The following is a 15,595-nucleotide window of genomic DNA, read 5'->3' on the forward strand; positions in this document are numbered from 1 at the left end:
GGTTTAAAATGTTATAAATTATTTATCGAACAAAGTTAAACAAATTAATGTTTAAAATGACGAGTTCCAGTAAATACCATTGCAAGATTATTTTCATTGCAATAATTTATGCTTAATTCGTCTTTTATCGAACCTCCTGGCTGAATTACAGCAGTTATTCCTGCTTTTTTAGCTAATTCTACACAGTCCGGAAATGGGAAAAATGCATCACTTGCCATCGAAGCTCCATTTAAATCAAATCCAAAAGCTTTTGCTTTGTCAACAGCTTGAATTAAAGCGTCAACTCTTGAAGTTTGACCTGTACCGGATGAAATCAATGTTCCGTTTTTAGCAAATACAATGGTGTTTGATTTTGTATTCTTGCAGATTTTAGAAGCAAAGATCAAATCTTCGATCTCTTGAGCAGTAGGTTCTGTAATTGTAACGGTTTTTAAATGCTCTTTATTATCCGTAATATTATTTCTGTCCTGAATTAACAAACCATTAAGACAAGTTCTTACTTGACGAGATGGTAATTCAACTTCGTTTTGAACCAGAATAATTCGGTTTTTCTTCTCTTGTAAAACCGTAACAGCCTCATCATCATAAGCTGGAGCAATTACAACTTCGCAGAATAGTTTGTTGATTTCTTGTGCCGTTTCTAAATCAATTTTAGTGTTAGAAATTAACACTCCTCCAAAAGCTGAAGTAGGATCACAAGCCAAAGCCGCTAAATAAGCCTCGCTGATTGTTTTTCTTGAAGCTAAACCACAAGCGTTGTTGTGTTTTAGAATCGCAAATGTTGGTCCGTCAGTTTTGAACTCAGCAATTAAGTTAACTGCAGCATCAACATCAAGCAAATTGTTGTATGATAATTCTTTTCCGTGAATTTTGTTGAACATTGCGTCAAAATCTCCAAAGAAAAATCCTTTTTGGTGAGGGTTTTCACCGTATCTTAAAACTTGACCGTTTGCAATGCTTTCTTTGTAAATAGTCTCGTCTGTATTGAAATAATTAAAAATAGCTCCATCATAGTGAGAAGAAACATGGAATGCTTTAGTGGCAAACAATCTTCTGTTTTCTAAAGTTGTTGCTCCGTTTTGCTCTGTAATCAAATCTAAAAGTAAACTGTATTCGTTTACCGAAGCAACAATAACAGTGTCTTTGAAATTTTTAGCACCAGCACGAATCAATGAAATACCTCCAATATCAATTTTTTCGATAATATCTTGTTCACTTGCGCCAGAAGCAACTGTTTTTTCAAAAGGATATAAATCAACAATTACTAAATCAATTTGAGGAATGTCAAATTCTTTCATTTGCTGCACATCACTCTCGTTGTCTTGACGATTTAAAATTCCACCAAAAATTTTCGGGTGTAAAGTTTTAACTCTTCCGCCAAGAATTTCAGGGAAAGAAGTAATATCTTCAACAGGAACTACCGGAATACCAAGGTTTTTGATAAAATCTTCAGTTCCTCCAGTTGAATAAAGGGTTACATTTTGTTCGTGTAATTTTCTAACAATTGGTTCTAATCCATCTTTAGAAAAAACAGAAATTAATGCCGATTGTATTTTTTTTGTTGTGCTCATTGTGTAGTTATGATTTTGAGACTGCAAAAGTAGTTTTTTTATATATTATATTAAAGAAAATTAGTGTAACAAAATGCTAAAAAAATCTACTGATGAGTAAGTTAACTTTTATTAGGTTTTTGAAATTTAATTATTGAATTTTACTTTATTGAAAAATACTAAAATATGATCGTTTATTTAAGATTATTAAAAGAAAGTCTCAGCTTTGCTATCAATGCTTTGCGAAATAATAAATTACGTACGTTATTGTCGCTCTTAGGTGTTACAATTGGTATTTTTTCAATTATTGCTGTTTTGGCTGCTGTGGATTCTTTAGATAAAAAAATCTCTAAAGATTTGAGCAGTTTAGATAAAAATACAATTTATTTAATGAAATATTGCTTTGGTCCATCTGAAATTCCACAATGGAAAAGAGAGCAGTTTCCAAATGTGAAATACGATGAATATATCGGGCTGAAAAATTCAATGAATGATACGGATCAAGTAGGGTATCAGCTTTTTGTAAATCACGAAAGTTTAAAATATGATTCGAAAACAGTCAGCGATGTGAATATTATTCCTTCGTCAAACGAAATGGTCGATATTGACGGATTAAGTTTTGATAAAGGAAGATTTTATAATGAATCGGAATCTAATTCTGGAACTGCGGTTATTGTTTTGGGGTATGATATTGCAGAAGGCCTTTTTGGATCAAGTGATCCGCTTGGAAAAAATATTCGTTTATACGGACAGCGATTCACGGTTATTGGTGTAATTGCGAAACAAGGTGCTGGTTTTTTTGGAGATAGCAATGATACTTCGGTTTATCTTCCGGCGAATTTTTTACGCAGAATGTATGGAGACAGTGATGCTATGACGCCGGTTATTGTGCTAAAACCTGTAAAAGGTGTTGATATGGATGCTTATAAAGCTGAAATTGCGCAAAAACTTCGAGCAATCCGCGGAATGAAAGCAGGAGAAATGGATAATTTCTTTGTCAATGTGCTTTCTGGATTTACTGATTTTATAGATGGAATTTTAGGTCAGATGAATGTAGTAGGGTGGGTAATCAGCGGATTTTCTCTTTTAGTTGGCGGTTTTGGAATTGCCAATATTATGTTTGTTTCTGTTAAAGAAAGGACGAATCTTATTGGAATTCAAAAATCACTCGGAGCAAAAAATAAATTTATCTTGTTTCAATTTTTATTTGAAGCAATAATTTTATCGGTTATTGGTGGTGTCATCGGACTTCTGATGGTCTGGGGAATTGCCTTTGGTTTGACCAAATTACTTGACTTTGAATTTGTATTAAGTTTAGGAAATATTCTTTTAGGAACTGGTCTGGCTGCTTTTATCGGTTTGGTTTCGGGGATTTTACCTGCAATTTCTGCAGCAAATTTGGATCCTGTTGAAGCTATTCGAACAGGGATGTAGTTTTTAAGATGCTAAGTTCTGAGATGCTGAGTTGCTAAGTTTTTTTGCAGCAAAGGTTCAGAGAGGCAAAGTTGTATTTTTTAAGCTGTGGGATGATATTTCAACTGAATTTGGAGATTGATTTTAAGATTAAAAAGAAGCTTAGTTGAATTGCTTAAGAAGCTTATTTTCTTTTAATTGAATTTCTATAAAATTCCGTAGGAATGAATCATTTTGTAGCAACGGATTTCAATCCGTTGAGAAATGAAAGGACACGATACATAAGTTCCGTAGGAACGGCATATATTCTTATTTGTTGCTTGGAAGTTTAATCTTTGTCTTATCCCATTTTATAGAATCTGGATAATAATAGATATGTTTGTTTTGGTTGTTTTTGTATTTCAAAACAGTATCTTCTTCTTGAGTTGTTCTTCTTATATGATATGTTTGTATAATGTTGCTTTTTAAAAAATCCAAAAAGTAAGGATTTTTAATTGTATCGCTTTGTGAACCTATTATTAAAATATGTCTCTTCTTCTCTTTTGATAAAATATTTTCTGACAGAAAATCGTTTAGACATTTTTTTGGAATTTTGACAATGTCTTTAGGTTGTAAATTAAGAAAATGTGGAAGTGTATCTTTTTCACTACCGTAGTTGCATAAGATTTGAATATATTCTTTTTGATAAAAATATAAATTTCCTTTTTTGTCAATTATTAATTGGCTTTCTCCATAGAAAAATCCTTTTGTTGATGGAGGAGCTACTATTAATGAATCGTAATATTTTTCAAGTTCTTTGTCTTCAAAGGAGATGATGTAAGGTTTGTTTTTATTAACAGCTTTTTCCTCTTTTTTAGTACAATTCAAAAGAAATAGACAAGCCATAAAATAAATAAAAATTCTCGACATACAAATAAGATTTAAATTAAAGATAAAAAAAATCCCAAGAATCAACTTCTTGGGATTTTATGTTTAGAAATAGTCTCAAAACTATTTTCTGATATCATTATTTTGAATCAAATCGATGTATAAGTTGATCTTATCTTTCAATTCTTTTCTAGGCGTGATAAAGTCTAAGAAACCGTGCTCTAATAAGAATTCAGCAGTTTGGAAACCTTCTGGTAAATCTTTTCCTGTAGTGTCACGAACAACACGCGGACCAGCGAAACCAATCAAAGCGCCCGGTTCAGAGATGTTGATGTCTCCTAGCATTGCGTAAGATGCAGTTGTTCCTCCAGTTGTTGGATCTGTACAAAGAGAAATATAAGGTAATTTAGCCTCAGCTAATTGAGCTAGTTTTACAGAAGTTTTTGCTAATTGCATTAAAGAATAAGCAGCTTCCATCATACGAGCTCCACCAGATTTAGAAATCATAACAAACGGTAATTTGTTTTTGATTGCGTGATCAATACCTCTTGCAATTTTTTCTCCTACAACTGCTCCCATAGACCCGCCAATAAAAGCGAAATCCATACAGCATATTACAAGTTCTCTGCCTTTAGATTTTCCTACTCCCGTACGTACAGCGTCTTTAAGGTGAGTTTTCTCCATTACATCTTTTAGTCTTTCTGCATATTTCTTTGTGTCCACAAAGTGCAGAGGATCTTTAGATGTCATGTTTTTATCTAACTCAACAAATTCGTTGTTGTCGAATAAAATTTCAAAATAGGTTGCGCTTCCAATTCGAACGTGAAAATCATCTTCAGGACTAACGAATAAATTTCTCGCCAATTCGTCAGCATCAATAATTTTTCCAGTAGGAGATTTGTACCACAATCCTTTCGGAACGTCCATCTTGTCTTCTGTCGCGGTCGTAATCCCTTTTTCTTGTCTTTTAAACCAAGCCATTTCTTTTAGTATTCAGTGTTCAGTAATAAAAAATTTAGTGTTCAGTCGTATTAAGTTCTAAGTATTCAAACTGAATACTTAAAACTGTACACTGATTACTTTTTTATAACGTATTCACGTTATTTAAATCAGCAAAAGCTTGTTCAAGTCTTGCGTTGAATGTTACTTCGCTTTCACGAACCCATCTTCTTGGGTCATAGTATTTTTTGTTTGGAGCATCTGGACCTTCTGGGTTTCCAATTTGAGATTTCAAATAGTCAAGGTTTTTAACCATATAATCACGGATACCTTCAGTGTATGCAAATTGTAAATCTGTATCGATGTTCATTTTGATAACTCCGTAGCTAATTCCTTCTCTGATTTCTTCAAGTGTAGAACCTGAACCTCCGTGGAAAACGAAATCAACTGGATTGTGTCCTGTATTGAATTTGTTTTGTACGAAATCTTGAGAATTTTTTAAGATTTTTGGAGTTAATTTTACGTTTCCTGGTTTGTAAACACCGTGAACGTTTCCAAAAGCAGCAGCGATTGTAAATTTAGGGCTTACTTTAGATAATTCTTCGTAAGCGTAAGCTACTTCTTCTGGCTGTGTGTATAATTTTGAGCTATCAACATCAGAGTTGTCAACACCATCTTCTTCTCCACCTGTAATACCAAGTTCGATTTCCAATGTCATGCCCATTTTACTCATTCTAGCTAAGTATTCTTTACAGATCTCGATGTTTTCTTCGATTGGCTCCTCAGACAAATCGATCATGTGAGAACTGAATAATGGTTTTCCTGTTTCTGCGAAATGTTTTTCAGAAGCATCTAATAAACCATCGATCCAAGGTAAAAGTTTTTTTGCACAGTGGTCAGTATGTAAAATTACAGTTGCACCGTAAGCTTCTGCTAATGTGTGAATGTGTTTTGCTCCTGCGATTCCTCCCGCGATTGCTGCTTTTTCACCTGCATTAGATAATCCTTTTCCAGCGTTGAATTGTGCTCCTCCGTTAGAAAATTGAATGATAACTGGCGCGTTTAGTTTTGCTGCAGTTTCAAGAACTCCATTAATTGTGCTTGATCCAGTAACGTTTACTGCTGGAAGAGCAAAACCCTTCTCTTTCGCATAATTAAAGATCTCTTGTACTTGATCTCCTGTAGCTACTCCTGGTTTAATGTTGTGTGCCATTGTAATTTTTTTTATAGTTGTTTTTAGTTTTTAGGTTGCAAAAATAAGAATTAATTAGCATTAGAACGGATAATTTATACCAAAATTTAAAACGGAATGCCCAAAATTGTATTCTTTAAACCATCGGTCTCCCTTCTGATGCGCCGGATTATAAGTCTTAAAGCCTAAATCTAAACGAATAACAAAAAAGCTTAAATCGTATCGTAAACCAAATCCTGTACCTAAAGCAATTTCTTCTAAATCGTTTAAGTTGTCAAATTTTGCTTTTGGATCTACCACATTATCGAGTACATTCCAGATATTTCCGGCATCTGCAAAGAGCGCTCCTTTTACATCTCCAAAAACTTTGAAACGATATTCGATACTCGCTGCGATTTTCATATTGGCCTCGTTAAAGTCATTTACAGCATTGGTACTTCCTGGTCCCAAAGCATAAGGTTGCCAAGCACGGTTGTCATTGGAACCTCCGCCATAATAACTTCGTGAAAACGGAATATAATTTGAATTTCCAAACGGAATTGCAATTCCAAAGAAGCTTCTAACAGCTAAAACTTTTTCTTTTCCAAAGTCCCAGTGTTTGATATAGTCAAATTCTGTTTTTATATATTCAGAATATTCTAAATTGAATATCTCATAATTTCCTCTTGAATTTTTAGGAAGGTTTCCAATAGCTGAAATAGCAGATAATAAAGAGCCTGCTGATTCTATTTTTGTTCTAAACTGATAGAAATTATTATCAGCAAGATCTTTTTTGGTTGTTTTTGTGAATGAATAACTGGTTGCCAGAATAAAGTCATTTTCGGTCAAACGAATCCTTCTTTCTTCAATACTTGCGACTTCTTGATATTGTGAGTTGTCTGGTGTTAAGGCAGTTCCTCCAGTTAATACGTCATTAGTAAAGCCAGTTGTTCCTTTTGGTATAGTTAAGTTTTTTTCGGCTTGCTGTTCAGGAGTGTCTCCCCAATTAGTGTCTGTAGTGTTATAATCTTTTCCAATATTATTCAAATCATCATATGAAGAAGTATAGACTCTAAAATAATTGTCTGGATTCAGATTGCGAACAAACTGCGCATTTAATAATTCAAATTTTGCAGTGTTGTGGCGTTTCGGAGTCCAGTTATACGAAATACCTCCTGTAAAGTTTTCTTTGTCTAAACCAATATTTCGCTGTTTTGAAAAACCCGAAGTAATGGAGGTATAAGGAATCATACTTTTGGGAATAATTTTCTCTGTTCCAAAAGGAAATAAAATCCTTGGAAAGTTCAATTTCATATCCAAACCATATTCCGAAACATTAAAGAAATTATTATTAGGATTCGCCATGTCTCTTGAAGATCCAATATTCAAACGAGCTGAAATTTCTAAAGTTTCTGCGCGATTGAATACATTTCGAATAGTTTCTGAAACACTGGCACCAATTCCAAAATCCTGAATATTTGAGTGTGTTACGTCAAAAGTGGCTCCAAAGCTGTATTTTTTTCTTGGAGTCAAATATACATTAGCAATAAGAGATTGAGCTGTAGAATCTCTTTTGTCAACTTCATATTGAATAGACGGATAGTTGAAAATTTTTAAGTTATTCAAATATCGAGAAGAAAGAGTGGTTCTGAAATCAGCAAAAGTGCTTCCTTTGGTAATAAAAATAGCATCAGTAATAGCACGCGGTTTATATTTTAATGTCTTGTAGCTATAAAGGTTAAAATTGTTATACGTTGTACTGTCAGTTGGTTTTTTCTTTGCGTTAGCTGCAGAATAGTCGGTGTAAATATTAACGTCGCTTATCGTGTATAATTTAAAAGGTTCCGTTCTGCTTGAATCTCTACCTTGAATAACATTGTTTGTGATATTTAAGGTTACATTAGCCTGGTTTTTTTTGCCAATAGTATCGATGTCAAAAGTCACATAAGTTGGTTGAAAGTAATAAGCACCATGATTTCTGAAATAAGTCGTAATGCGGTTTTTTTCTTCTTCAAAGTCTGTGGTTTTGTATTGATTTCCCGTTTTTAATAAAGAAGGTTCATTATTGGTTCTGTATAAAGAATCTAATGCTGGAGTCAAAATGTTGGTGCTGATAGTATCTAGTTTATAAGCTGGGCCAGTTGTAATATTATAATTAATTGCGGCTCTTTTAATGCCAACTGTATCTATTGCATAATCGGTTTTAACATTGAAAAAACCATTATTGAAGTAGTAATATTTTAAACGAAGCAATGATTTTTTTGTTCTCGCGGTATCAATAATTACTGGAGGCTCACCAGTGTTTTTTAAAAATTCATGAATTCCTTTGTAATAAAAAGACTGGCCAAGTCGGTCAACTTGTTTAGCAGATAAAATTTTAGACATACGTTCATACTTGCCAGGATTGTTTTTGAATTTTGCCTGATAAGTTGAATCTGGATTTAAATTGGCTAAATTGTATAAATTTAACCGAAGTTTGTATCCTAAAAGTTTTCCATTCGGTTTCTGATACATTTGATTAGAGGCAACTTCGTCATTAGTTGCTTTTCCGTTAACTAGAATATTGTTTTTTACAAGAAGGTTTTTTCCATCGGGAACTCTTTTTACGGCATTACAAGCGCAAATAAGTATTGCAATTAGAAGAAATGCTATTATTTTTGTGGAATTATTTTTCAAGTGTTTTTTAATATTTAATTCAAAAGTACATTATTTTATGGTTAGTAAAAACCAAATAAAACTTATCTCTAGTTTGCATCAAAAAAAGCAGCGTTCTGTCCATCAATTATTTTTTGCTGAAGGAGTAAAAGTAATTCAAGAATTGCTGCAATCCAATTTTGAATTAGAACATTTATACACCACATTGAATGATTTCGAAGCGGTTCAGGCTTCAAAACGAACTCTTATTAATGAACAGGAACTAAAAAAAATAAGTGCTTTATCGACTCCAAATTCTTGTTTGGCAGTTTTTAAAATGCCAGCCGAAAAAAACATAGTCGATTCTGGTTTAATCGTAGCTTTAGACGATATTAGAGATCCTGGAAATTTAGGAACTATTTTACGCCTTTGCGATTGGTTTGGTATTAAGCAGGTAATATGTTCTAAAGAAACTGTAGACATTTACAACCCAAAAGTGGTGCAAGCAACAATGGGTTCAATTACAAGGGTAAATGTGAGTTATATTGACTTAAAAACTTTTCTTGCTCAAACTAAACTGCCAGTTTTTGGAACCTTTATGGACGGAGTAAATATTTATCAATCAGAATTACCGCAGGAAGGCATCATTATTATGGGTAATGAAGCAAACGGTATTTCGGAAGAAATTGAAAAAATAGTAACATCTCGTCTGTCAATTCCTAGATTTGGAGAGCTTCAAAAAACCGAAAGTTTAAATGTAGCTACTGCAACAGCAATTATTCTTAGTGAATTTAAACGAAATAGTTAAGATTTTGTTTTAATGAAAAGTGAAATTTATTAAAATTGCTCTAGATTTCATGGAATCGATATTATCTGTGTAAGGGCTAACAGGGTGTTCTGCCGTAATATTATCAGGAATGATCTCATTAGTAATGCCAAACATACCTCTTACAGAAGGAGAAAAGATAAAATACTCGGTAAAAATATCGATCCCAAATCCAACTTCGTAAGCTGCTGTCCATTGTTTTACTCTAAATTTTTGCTGCCAGTTATCATCTTGAGATTTAGAATTACTAGATAAATTTAGAGTGGTAGACATACCTCCAACTAAATACGGACGAATGTTTCCTGTGCGTAAGGCAGAAAATTTTAATAATAACGGAAAGTGAATGTATGTACTGTTTACTTCTCTTAAATAATCTTTTTCTAAAGTTCCTACGCCGGGAAAATACAAATCGCGCTTTGTGTAATACAAACCAGGTTCAAAACGCAGGTTTATATATTCCTGTAATCTTAAATCGGCTACTACGCCCACATTAAAACCAGTAGTTTTTTTTACCTGAATATCGCTTTGCACAGGAGTTTTGTAATCAAACTTAAAGTCAAAACTATTAAAACCTAAATAATAGCCAAAGTAAACACGCTGCTTCTGCCAGTTTTCAAGATTAATAATAGGGTCTTTACTAAACATGTTTTTAGCAAATTGCGAATACCCTTTTGTTGTTAAGACTAATAAAATTAAGATTACAGCTTTTTTCATACTATTTTTTAGATGCAGAATAAATCGTTGCGACACCAAAAGTTTGTGGCATTGCCACAACATCTATAAACCCAGTTTTTCTCAAAATATTGTTTAAGGCTTCTCCATACGGAAAAGCAGCAGCAGATTCAGATAAATAGCCGTATGCATCATTATCCTTTGAAAATAGTTTCCCGATAAGTGGTAATATATTTTTGCTGTAAAAATTGTATCCTTGTTTATAAGGGAATTTATCCGGAACTGAAGTTTCTAAAATAACAAAAACACCATTAGGTTTTAAGACTCTTAAAATTTCAGAGAAACCTTTCTCTAAATTTTCAAAGTTTCTCACTCCAAAACCTACAGTGATAGCGTCAAAATAATTATCTTCAAATGGCATGCTCTCAGAGTCGCCTAAAACCAATTCAATAATATTAGAGAGATTTTTTTCTTGAACTTTCTTTTTTCCAACTTCCAGCATTCCAGCAGAAATATCCAAACCAATAATTTTTTCTGCATTAGTTTGTGCTAATAAAATAGCTAAATCACCAGTTCCTGTTGCAATATCTAGAATAACCTTGGGTTTTTTGTCTGATACTATTTTTAATACTTTTTTGCGCCACTTAACATCGATGCCAAATGAAATGACACGATTTAAATTATCGTAATTCCCAGAAATGGTGTCAAACATTTGGGTTACCTGCTCTTTTTTACCTAGTGAAGAGTCTTTATACGGAGTTACTTTTTCAGACATTTTTTTAATTTGGACAAATATAAACAATCTAGTTTAACTGTAATTGAGTTTTTTGATTTGTAAAATAAATGTTTTTAGATGATTTGTTTCAAAGCTAGAACTCTGGGTCTTTTGGCATCCCTAAATTTAGGGATATTGATAAAATCCCTAAATCACGGTATTGTATAATCTCCCTAATATGAACAACTTTGCTAAAGTAAAAATGATTAAAGTTTTAACGATTGATGTCACTATGACTTAAGCAAATGATTACTGTTTTTGCGCTTGTAAATTCATTTGTTCTTGAAAAAAGTTTGTAAGTATTATTCTTGGGGGGAAATACTAATTAATAGTGCAAAATACGTTCTTAGGATTAAATTTGTTTTTGGAAATTTTAATTTTCTGCCTTTAATATCTTAGTGGTATTTGTTGTTAAAGGCGATTTGAGATTTAGGTCTCAAATAACATAAAATGTTATTCAGTTATTTCAAATGTTTCTAACATTTGTGATTTTTTTAAACACAAACTATTTCTTGAGAGAGTCAGGTTAAAAATCAATTGTTTTAAAAACATCCTCTATTTTAGAGGATGTTTTTTATTTATTTTCTAATGTAAGTTTCATACGTATAATCATAAAGGTGTTTTTCATCTTTAAAATTTTCTTCAGATTCTACCAAAAGCCATTCACTTTTATTAATTTTTGGAAAAAAAGTATCTGCTTCAAAAGTGTGATGAACTTTGGTTAATTCTATAATGTCTGTAAACGGAAGAGCAAGATTGTAAATTTCTCCACCTCCAATAACATAACTATCGTCATTTTCTGGACATGCTGCAATTGCCTTTTCAATGCTGTCTACCACAATACATCCTTCTGGCTGATAATTTTCTTGACGAGTAATTATAACATGTACTCGATTGGGTAATGGTTTTGGAAAACTTTCAAAAGTCTTTCTGCCCATAATAATATGATGGCCTGTAGTAAGTGCCTTAAATCTTTTAAAATCATTTGGAAGGTGCCATACTAATTCGTTGTTTTTTCCAAGCGCATTATTTTCAGCCGCAGCCGCTATCATTATAATCATGGTATGCTTAATCTAAATTTTATTTTCATTCTCTTCATTAATTGAAGATTCAAGCTGGCTGATTCTTTTTTGTTGTAAAGCAACTAATCGGTCAATTTGTTCCCTTTCCCATTTTTTATTCATAAAACGGTCGGTGATATATACTTTTATAAAATGCAGAATAAAAAGAAAGAGCCAGATTGTAATTCCCCAGATGCACCAGTTTTGAGTTGTTCCTTCTCCAAAACCAAAAAATCTATTGGCAATAAATAAAAATAAACTTCCTAGAAGGAAAAGAACAAAATGAAAATAAAGGATTTTTTTTTGTCTTAATCGGCGTCTAGCGTATTCGTATTGTTCGTGCACTTCTTTTTCCATAAGATAAAAATGAGATTATAAAGTTAAAATTTATTTTTGAATGTCAATATTCTGCGAAAAGAATATTTGTTTTAAAATGATCTAAGAATTTGAAATGCAAAATTTTAGAGCGTTTAAATTGCAGATATGACTAAAATAATGTGTTGTTTTTGGAATTATGATAAATCGGATAGTCGAGTAGTGGGGGTTTGATTGATTTTGTTTAATTTTAGATGTATAAATCTAAAAACTAAATAGTTATGTCTTTGAAAAAACAATTCATCAAAACGAAACCAGTTTGTAAAGTAACATTTTCTATAGATGCCAAAGATGCTGATTCGGCAGCAGTTGTTGGGGATTTTAATAACTGGAATCCTTCAGAAGGAGCTTTAAGCAAGTTGAAGAACGGAACCTTTAAAGCGACTTATGATTTGGTTAAAGATGCGATCTACGAATTTAAGTATGTAATAGACGGGATTTATGTAAACGATCCAGAAGCCGATTCTTATAAATGGAACGATTATGCTGGAAGTGAAAATAGTGTCTTAATTGTATAAAAAAAATCCGCTCAATATTTAAGCGGATTTTTTGTTTTCTATACAGCAACACTTCCTTTTATTGCAGGATGCGGGTCGTAGTCTACTAAAGTGAAATCGTCATAATCAAAATCAAAAATGTTTTTAATCGCTGGATTCAAAATCATTTTTGGTAATGGTTTTGGTTCACGAGTTAATTGCAATTCTAATTGCTCAAAATGATTGTTGTAAATATGTGCGTCGCCAAAAGTGTGAATAAATTCACCGGGCTCTAAATCGCATACTTGAGCAATCATCATTGTAAATAATGCATAAGAAGCAATATTAAAAGGTACTCCTAAAAAAATATCAGCGCTTCTTTGATATAACTGGCAGGATAATTTTCCTTTCGTTTCTCCTTTTTCTAAATCGGGACTTGCCACATAAAACTGAAAAAAGGCATGACATGGAGGCAAAGCAGCTTTGTTGTTGGCTACATTCTCTTCAAATGATTTTTTAGTATCTGGCAGAACAGATGGATTCCATGCAGAAACCAGCATTCTTCGGCTGTTTGGATTTGTTTTTAATTCTGTAATCAATTCAGAGATCTGATCAATTTCTTCGCTGTTCCAGTTACGCCATTGATGTCCATAAACAGGCCCCAAATCGCCGTTAGAATCGGCCCATTCATCCCAGATTTTTACTCCGTTTTCTTTAAGATATTTAATATTGGTATCTCCTTTTAAAAACCAAAGCAATTCGTAAATGATCGATTTTAAATGAAGTTTTTTTGTTGTAACCATTGGGAAACCTTCACTTAAATCAAAACGCATCTGGTAGCCAAAAACACTTTTTGTTCCAGTTCCAGTACGGTCTCCTTTTTGATTCCCGTTTTCTAAAACGTGTTTTACTAAATCTAAGTATTGTTTCATTGGTGCTTAATTGTTTAACCGTTTATTCGTGTAACTGTTTAATCGATTAAACGAATAAACAACCCCACGATTAAACATCATTTATCTTCTTGAGATTTCGTCTCTAATTTTTGCTGCTTTTTCGTAATCTTCCTGAGAAACTGCCTGATCTAAAAGTTCATTCAGTTCTTGTAAGGTATGTTTGGAATAAACATCCCCAGATTGATTGCTTTCTTCTTCACGTCCAAAAGTTTCTGGATTTGAAAGAACATCATCAATTTCCTGAGCTCCTTGATCAGCATCAGCAGTATTTGATTTTAAATAAATTCCGGCTTTATCTAAGATGTTTTTATAAGTAAAAATTGGTGCATTGAAACGTAATGCTAAAGCAATAGCATCTGAAGTTCGGGCATCAATAATTTCTTCGATTTTGTCTCTTTCACAGATTAAACTGGAGTAAAAAACGCCATCAACCAATTTGTGAATGATAACTTGTTTTACCACAATATCAAATCTTTCTGCGAAATTTTTGAATAAATCATGTGTTAATGGACGTGGTGGTTTTATTTCTTTTTCTAAGGCAATAGCTATCGATTGGGCTTCAAAAGCACCAATAACGATAGGTAATTTTCTTTCACCATCAACTTCATTCAGAATTAGGGCATAAGCGCCATTTTGAGTTTGGCTGTATGAAATTCCTTTTATAGATAATTTTACTAGACTCATATATGTTTGTAAAAAAGGCACTTAGCGCCTCATTTTTTTGCTTTTTTTAATTGAAAAATAAAGCTGCAATTTTAGTCAAAAAATATGGAACAAAAAAGCTGCCTATAAACAAAGATACAATATCTTGTTTTTAGGCAGCAAATATTTTGAAGAGAATTCTTGAATTAAGAATGTTGTGCTTTAAAAGCTTTAAGTTTCTCTGTTAATTGCGGTACAATTTCGAAAGCATCTCCAACAATTCCGTAATCAGCTACTTTAAAGAAAGGAGCTTCTGGATCGTTATTGATCACTACTTTTACTTTAGATGAGTTGATACCTGCAATATGCTGGATTGCTCCAGAAATACCTATTGCAATGTATAAGTTAGTGGCAACTGGTTTTCCTGTTTGACCAACGTGTTCGCTGTGAGGTCTCCATCCTAAATCTGAAACTGGTTTAGAACAGGCTGTTGCAGCTCCTAAAACTTCAGCTAAATTTTCAACTAATCCCCAGTTTTCCGGCCCTTTTAATCCACGTCCGCCAGATACTACGATATCAGCATCAGCGATAGAAACTTTTCCAGTTACTTTTTCAACAGAATCTACTTTAATTCCGAAATCATTTTCTCCAATTGTTGGATTGAAATCTTCCGTTGCTGCAGCTCCAGCACTTTCGAAAATTCCGTAAGAGTTTTTAGCCAAACCAAGAACTTTTACATCTGTATCGATTTGTGTGATGTTGAACGCTTTGTTTGAGAAAGCATTTCTTTTTACCTGAAATGGAGAAGTGCTAACTGGCAATCCTACAACATTTGACGCAAAACCAGCATTTAAAGCTACTGCTGCTAATGATGAAAGATAAATACTGTCTGTTGTAGAAGAAAGTAAAACTACTTTTGTTCCTTCTTTTTCGGCAGCTTGTTTGATTACATCGGCGTAAGCCTTCGCAGTAAAACCAGCTAGTTTATCGTTGTTTACTTTTAAAACTTTATCAACTCCGTATTTGCTTAATTCGCTAACATCGCTGATGTTTACTGTTAAAGCGGTAACTGTTGTTCCTAATGATTCTGCTACTTTCTTAGCGTAAGAAGCCAATTCGAAAGCAACTTTTTTAAATTTTCCTTCTGCAGATTCTGCATATATTAATATAGACATGATTTTTTTGTTTAGAGGTTTCACGTTTCAGGTTTCAAGGTTGAAAACTGAACACTAAAAAACTGA

At 32.9% G+C, this 15,595-nt stretch carries 15 protein-coding genes; 3 read left to right on the forward strand and 12 right to left on the reverse strand.

All coding sequences use genetic code 11. The features are described from left to right. Positions 1-44: 44 nt before the first annotated feature. Positions 45-1,571: a bifunctional phosphoribosylaminoimidazolecarboxamide formyltransferase/IMP cyclohydrolase gene (gene purH / locus P2W65_RS07665; RefSeq protein ID WP_289664672.1), complete on the reverse strand. Its 1,527-nt coding sequence runs from the start codon at positions 1,569-1,571 to the stop codon at positions 45-47. A 165-nt stretch (positions 1,572-1,736) separates the two neighbouring features. On the opposite strand from purH, the gene P2W65_RS07670 reads away from it, so the two are divergent. Next, positions 1,737-2,984, forward strand: coding sequence for an ABC transporter permease (locus P2W65_RS07670; protein ID WP_289664673.1), 1,248 nt, complete (start codon positions 1,737-1,739; stop codon positions 2,982-2,984). Positions 2,985-3,272: 288 nt separating this feature from the next. Here P2W65_RS07670 and P2W65_RS07675 read toward each other — a convergent pair whose 3' ends face one another. From P2W65_RS07675 to tamL, 4 genes are all read right to left on the reverse strand, one after another. Further along, positions 3,273-3,872, reverse strand: a complete 600-nt coding sequence (locus P2W65_RS07675; RefSeq protein ID WP_289664675.1) for a hypothetical protein — start codon at positions 3,870-3,872, stop codon at positions 3,273-3,275. 81 nt (positions 3,873-3,953) lie between these two features. Continuing rightward, positions 3,954-4,811: an acetyl-CoA carboxylase, carboxyltransferase subunit beta gene (accD, locus tag P2W65_RS07680; RefSeq protein WP_135221320.1), complete on the reverse strand. Its 858-nt coding sequence runs from the start codon at positions 4,809-4,811 to the stop codon at positions 3,954-3,956. A 103-nt stretch (positions 4,812-4,914) separates the two neighbouring features. Further along, on the reverse strand, positions 4,915-5,982 hold the full coding sequence (gene fbaA / locus P2W65_RS07685; RefSeq protein WP_012023542.1) for a class II fructose-bisphosphate aldolase: 1,068 nt from the start codon (positions 5,980-5,982) through the stop codon (positions 4,915-4,917). A 60-nt stretch (positions 5,983-6,042) separates the two neighbouring features. Continuing rightward, positions 6,043-8,616, reverse strand: coding sequence for a translocation and assembly module lipoprotein TamL (tamL, locus tag P2W65_RS07690; protein WP_289664677.1), 2,574 nt, complete (start codon positions 8,614-8,616; stop codon positions 6,043-6,045). A gap of 37 nt (positions 8,617-8,653) precedes the next feature. Here tamL and P2W65_RS07695 point away from each other — a divergent pair, with 37 nt between their 5' ends. Next, a complete protein-coding gene (locus P2W65_RS07695) occupies positions 8,654-9,382 on the forward strand; it encodes a TrmH family RNA methyltransferase (RefSeq protein WP_289664678.1) in 729 nt (242 codons plus the stop codon). 9 nt (positions 9,383-9,391) lie between these two features. On the opposite strand, the gene porT is transcribed toward P2W65_RS07695, so the two are convergent. From porT to P2W65_RS07715, 4 genes are all read right to left on the reverse strand, one after another. Further along, the gene (gene porT / locus P2W65_RS07700; protein WP_289664680.1) at positions 9,392-10,114 is read right to left on the reverse strand and encodes a type IX secretion/gliding motility protein PorT/SprT; all 723 of its coding nucleotides are present in this window, start codon (positions 10,112-10,114) and stop codon (positions 9,392-9,394) included. 1 nt (position 10,115) lies between these two features. Then, entirely contained in the window at positions 10,116-10,847 is a 732-nt protein-coding gene (gene ubiE / locus P2W65_RS07705) for a bifunctional demethylmenaquinone methyltransferase/2-methoxy-6-polyprenyl-1,4-benzoquinol methylase UbiE (RefSeq protein WP_289664682.1), read from the reverse strand. A gap of 578 nt (positions 10,848-11,425) precedes the next feature. Beyond that, on the reverse strand, positions 11,426-11,908 hold the full coding sequence (locus tag P2W65_RS07710; RefSeq protein WP_289664683.1) for a dihydrofolate reductase: 483 nt from the start codon (positions 11,906-11,908) through the stop codon (positions 11,426-11,428). Positions 11,909-11,920: 12 nt separating this feature from the next. Continuing rightward, positions 11,921-12,265: a 2TM domain-containing protein gene (locus tag P2W65_RS07715; RefSeq protein ID WP_091493889.1), complete on the reverse strand. Its 345-nt coding sequence runs from the start codon at positions 12,263-12,265 to the stop codon at positions 11,921-11,923. A gap of 239 nt (positions 12,266-12,504) precedes the next feature. Between P2W65_RS07715 and P2W65_RS07720 the strand changes: the two genes are divergently transcribed. Next, positions 12,505-12,801, forward strand: a complete 297-nt coding sequence (locus P2W65_RS07720) for an isoamylase early set domain-containing protein (protein WP_179002526.1) — start codon at positions 12,505-12,507, stop codon at positions 12,799-12,801. A gap of 38 nt (positions 12,802-12,839) precedes the next feature. Here the strand turns inward: P2W65_RS07720 and P2W65_RS07725 are convergent, their stop codons facing one another. From P2W65_RS07725 to P2W65_RS07735, 3 genes are all read right to left on the reverse strand, one after another. Next, positions 12,840-13,691, reverse strand: a complete 852-nt coding sequence (locus tag P2W65_RS07725; protein ID WP_091493884.1) for a thymidylate synthase — start codon at positions 13,689-13,691, stop codon at positions 12,840-12,842. A gap of 81 nt (positions 13,692-13,772) precedes the next feature. After that, positions 13,773-14,396 (reverse strand): bifunctional nuclease family protein, encoded by a 624-nt coding sequence (locus tag P2W65_RS07730; RefSeq protein ID WP_179002525.1) that lies wholly within the window; start codon positions 14,394-14,396, stop codon positions 13,773-13,775. A gap of 164 nt (positions 14,397-14,560) precedes the next feature. Further along, positions 14,561-15,529 carry an electron transfer flavoprotein subunit alpha/FixB family protein gene (locus tag P2W65_RS07735; protein ID WP_289664686.1) on the reverse strand — a complete coding sequence of 323 codons (969 nt, stop codon included), beginning with the start codon at positions 15,527-15,529 and terminating at the stop codon, positions 14,561-14,563. Positions 15,530-15,595 lie beyond the last annotated feature (66 nt).

Source organism: Flavobacterium panacagri (genome assembly GCF_030378165.1).
Taxonomy (GTDB): Bacteria; Bacteroidota; Bacteroidia; order Flavobacteriales; family Flavobacteriaceae; genus Flavobacterium; species Flavobacterium panacagri.

What these genes read in the sequence shown, in the direction of transcription:
- purH (WP_289664672.1), bottom strand. Translation starts at nt 1,571, where the DNA reads ATGAGCACAACAAAAAAAATACAATCGGCATTAATTTCTGTTTTTTCT.
- P2W65_RS07670 (WP_289664673.1), top strand. Translation starts at nt 1,737, where the DNA reads ATGATCGTTTATTTAAGATTATTAAAAGAAAGTCTCAGCTTTGCTATC.
- P2W65_RS07675 (WP_289664675.1), bottom strand. Translation starts at nt 3,872, where the DNA reads ATGTCGAGAATTTTTATTTATTTTATGGCTTGTCTATTTCTTTTGAAT.
- accD (WP_135221320.1), bottom strand. Translation starts at nt 4,811, where the DNA reads ATGGCTTGGTTTAAAAGACAAGAAAAAGGGATTACGACCGCGACAGAA.
- fbaA (WP_012023542.1), bottom strand. Translation starts at nt 5,982, where the DNA reads ATGGCACACAACATTAAACCAGGAGTAGCTACAGGAGATCAAGTACAA.
- P2W65_RS07695 (WP_289664678.1), top strand. Translation starts at nt 8,654, where the DNA reads ATGGTTAGTAAAAACCAAATAAAACTTATCTCTAGTTTGCATCAAAAA.
- porT (WP_289664680.1), bottom strand. Translation starts at nt 10,114, where the DNA reads ATGAAAAAAGCTGTAATCTTAATTTTATTAGTCTTAACAACAAAAGGG.
- ubiE (WP_289664682.1), bottom strand. Translation starts at nt 10,847, where the DNA reads ATGTCTGAAAAAGTAACTCCGTATAAAGACTCTTCACTAGGTAAAAAA.
- P2W65_RS07710 (WP_289664683.1), bottom strand. Translation starts at nt 11,908, where the DNA reads ATGATTATAATGATAGCGGCTGCGGCTGAAAATAATGCGCTTGGAAAA.
- P2W65_RS07715 (WP_091493889.1), bottom strand. Translation starts at nt 12,265, where the DNA reads ATGGAAAAAGAAGTGCACGAACAATACGAATACGCTAGACGCCGATTA.
- P2W65_RS07720 (WP_179002526.1), top strand. Translation starts at nt 12,505, where the DNA reads ATGTCTTTGAAAAAACAATTCATCAAAACGAAACCAGTTTGTAAAGTA.
- P2W65_RS07725 (WP_091493884.1), bottom strand. Translation starts at nt 13,691, where the DNA reads ATGAAACAATACTTAGATTTAGTAAAACACGTTTTAGAAAACGGGAAT.
- P2W65_RS07730 (WP_179002525.1), bottom strand. Translation starts at nt 14,396, where the DNA reads ATGAGTCTAGTAAAATTATCTATAAAAGGAATTTCATACAGCCAAACT.
- P2W65_RS07735 (WP_289664686.1), bottom strand. Translation starts at nt 15,529, where the DNA reads ATGTCTATATTAATATATGCAGAATCTGCAGAAGGAAAATTTAAAAAA.